This is a genomic window from Alkanindiges hydrocarboniclasticus, from assembly GCF_001982605.1.
Classification (GTDB): domain Bacteria; phylum Pseudomonadota; class Gammaproteobacteria; order Pseudomonadales; family Moraxellaceae; genus Alkanindiges; species Alkanindiges hydrocarboniclasticus.
The window spans coordinates 1-2,823 of sequence record NZ_MLCN01000065.1 but is presented as its reverse complement, the minus strand read 5'-3'; the positions used below and the strand labels follow the sequence as shown (position 1 = coordinate 2,823).

At 45.0% G+C, this 2,823-nt stretch carries 2 protein-coding genes; both read left to right on the top strand.

Features of this window, described 5'->3' with window-relative positions:
* Nucleotides 1–254, top strand: a 254-nt coding sequence (locus tag BKE30_RS16100; protein WP_158073209.1) for a hypothetical protein, incomplete at its 5' end; no start/stop codon positions are given.
* A gap of 172 nt (nt 255–426) precedes the next feature.
* Nucleotides 427–2,793 carry a type VI secretion system membrane subunit TssM gene (gene tssM / locus BKE30_RS15180; protein WP_083698625.1) on the top strand — a complete coding sequence of 789 codons (2,367 nt, stop codon included), beginning with the start codon at nt 427–429 and terminating at the stop codon, nt 2,791–2,793.
* Nucleotides 2,794–2,823: the final 30 nt, after the last annotated feature.

Below are 2,823 nucleotides of genomic sequence, written 5' to 3'. Positions count from 1 at the left end.
CTCATACTCATCAAATAAGAAACTTATCAAATCATTTAAATAATCTGAAAGTGGAAGTAGATGAATTACTGTTTACAGGCTCTTTACTTGAATATCTTGATTCTCAATCTATAGGATTGGGATTAACGCTATCAGCAGCATTAACCCAGCAAATGAATAATTCAAACTGTTTATTTTTACAGGATCAAGGACAAGCAGAGTCTTTCTGGTTTTTAACTAAAAATTTAAATCTGGCAGAGCAGGCTAATGATTAAAAATTACTGCATTAAAGCTATAAATAACTTCATTAATAGTTTCTCGGTTTTAGATGCCAATTTTGCAACCTATATTTACCAGCAAGTCATTTATTCTGTTGAATCATTGAGGATGACTATAACTGTGGCAAATTTTTCTTTTATAAAATATATGATTAAGTGATAACACAAGATGATGAATAGTTTTTGGCAAAGAATTTATGATCCACGGTTGATTATTGCTGCCGGTATTGTGGTGGTGCTAGTGTGTGCCTACCGCGTACTGTCGCCGGTTTTATTCTGGAGCTTAATGGCCGGGCTGTTGTTGCTCCTGCTGATTACTGGTCTGGTTTGGTGGTACTTGAAGGGAAAAAACAGCCAGCAAGGTGCTGAACTGGCAGATTTGCTGCAACAGGACAGCCGATTAATTAATCCCAAAAACAAAGGTGATGAGTCAGAAAAAATCCAGTTTTTAAAGCAGCAAATGAATGAATCCATTCGTACCTTGCGTAAATCCAGACTGGGAGACAAACGCGGCCATGCAGCATTGTATGAACTCCCTTGGTATATGATGATTGGTAACCCGGCAGCGGGTAAAAGTTCAGCTATTCAAAACTCGGGATTGCGGTTTCCCTTTGCTGAAAATAACAGGGATAAGGCGGCTATTCAGGGAATTGGCGGAACACGTAACTGTGACTGGTTTTTTTCAACTGAAGGTATTTTGCTGGATACTGCCGGACGTTATGCAGTATATGAAGAAGATCATCAGGAATGGCTAGGGTTTCTGGGCTTGCTGAAAAAAAGCCGCAAGAAAGCACCTATCAACGGCATTATCATTGGGGTAAGTATTGCTGAGCTGATGAGTAACAATCCTGAGCATGCACTAAAGCTGGCAAAAAACCTGCGTAGCCGGGTACAGGATCTTACTGAACAACTGGAAGTGTTTGCACCTGTTTATGTCATTTTCACCAAGATGGATCTGGTTGCGGGTTTTAGCGAGTTTTTTTCTGTTTATGATGATGAAGAGCGCCAGCAAGTGTGGGGCGCAACCATTCCGTTTGAGGAAAAACTTGGCAAGGATTCCAGTACCCAGTTTGAAGAACAGTTCAATATGCTGTATGAGGGCCTACAGGATTTAAGTACGACGCACTTGACCCGTCGGCATTCGCAAACGATTTCTCCCAGCATCATGACTTTTCCACTGGAATTCAAGTCAATCAAGCCTGCCCTAAAACTGTTTATTTCGGCCTTGTTTGAAGAAAATCCGTTTCAGTTTCAGCCAGTATTTCGTGGATTTTATTTTACCAGTGCCTTACAGGAAGGCGTGGTTGACAGTCCTATGACCAAACAGATTGTGACCCAGTTTAGTCTGACTGAACCTGGGCAAACTGGTAAGCAGGAAGTGGAAGTTGCCAGTCAGCATGGCTATTTTTTAAAGCAGCTTTTTTCCCGGGTGATTTTGGCAGACAAACATCTGGTACGCCAGTACCTGAACCGCAGCCGTCGCCAAAAACGTCATGCTGCTTTTTTGGCAGGCCTGCTGCTTATTGGAGTTGCATTAAGTGTATGGACCTGGTCGTATCGCAATAACCAGTTGTTAATCCAGAATGTTGGCGCCGACCTGCAAAAGGTAAAGCGTATTCAGGCTGAAGGGCAAGCTAGCCTGTCCAGCCAGTTTGACTCTTTGCTGATCTTGCAGGATCGCCTGGAACAACTGGATCGCTACCAGCAGGACAGGCCATTGTCTTTACAATTTGGGTTGTATCAAGGCACCGCCCTACGTGAGAAGTTGCTGGCTGAGTATCTGGCTGGGGTAAAACGCGTCATGTTAACGCCGGTTCAGCAAAATATTGCGCGCTATCTGGGTGACGTGAATAGCAATGCAGCAGCGCTCAAGACGGCGGCAGCCAGCAATCCGGTTGAGGCAGCAAGTATTAGCGCATCCAAGCAATATACAGAAGCCTCGGCCACTAGTGCAGAAGATGCCTATAACGCCTTAAAAGCCTACTTGATGCTGGCCGACCACAGCCATATGGAATCCAGCCATCTTAATGACCAGATTACCCGCTTCTGGCGCGCATGGCTTGAGGCCAATCGGGGTGAAATGTCCCGTAGCGACATGATCCGCAATGCCGAGCGCCTGATTAGCTATTCACTGTCACAAAGCCAAAACCCTGCATTTCCAATACTTGCAGCTGATTTGGCACTGGTTGACCAAACCCGTGAACACTTGCGGCAGGTGATCAAGGGAATGCCTGCGCGTGACCGGGTCTATGCTGAAATCAAGATGCGTGCAGCAGTGCGTTATCCGGCCATTACGGTGGCACAAGTCGTAGGCGAAAATAACCGTCATTTTATGGTGGGTAGTTATGCGCTGTCAGGCACTTTTAGTAAGGCTGCATGGGATGGTTATGTTAGTCAGGCAATTGATGAGGCCAGTCAGTCCAATATTCAGGGCAAGGACTGGGTGCTTAACAGTGTACGCAATGATGACCTGACCCTGACAGGTAGCCCGGAGCAAATCCGGCGTGAACTGGTTGGTTTATATAACTTAGATTAGCATTTGAAGTGCAACACCATGTTCTTGGAA

Coding starts and splice junctions, on each gene's coding strand:
- tssM (WP_083698625.1), top strand. CDS start 427: ATGATGAATAGTTTTTGGCAAAGAATTTATGATCCACGGTTGATTATT.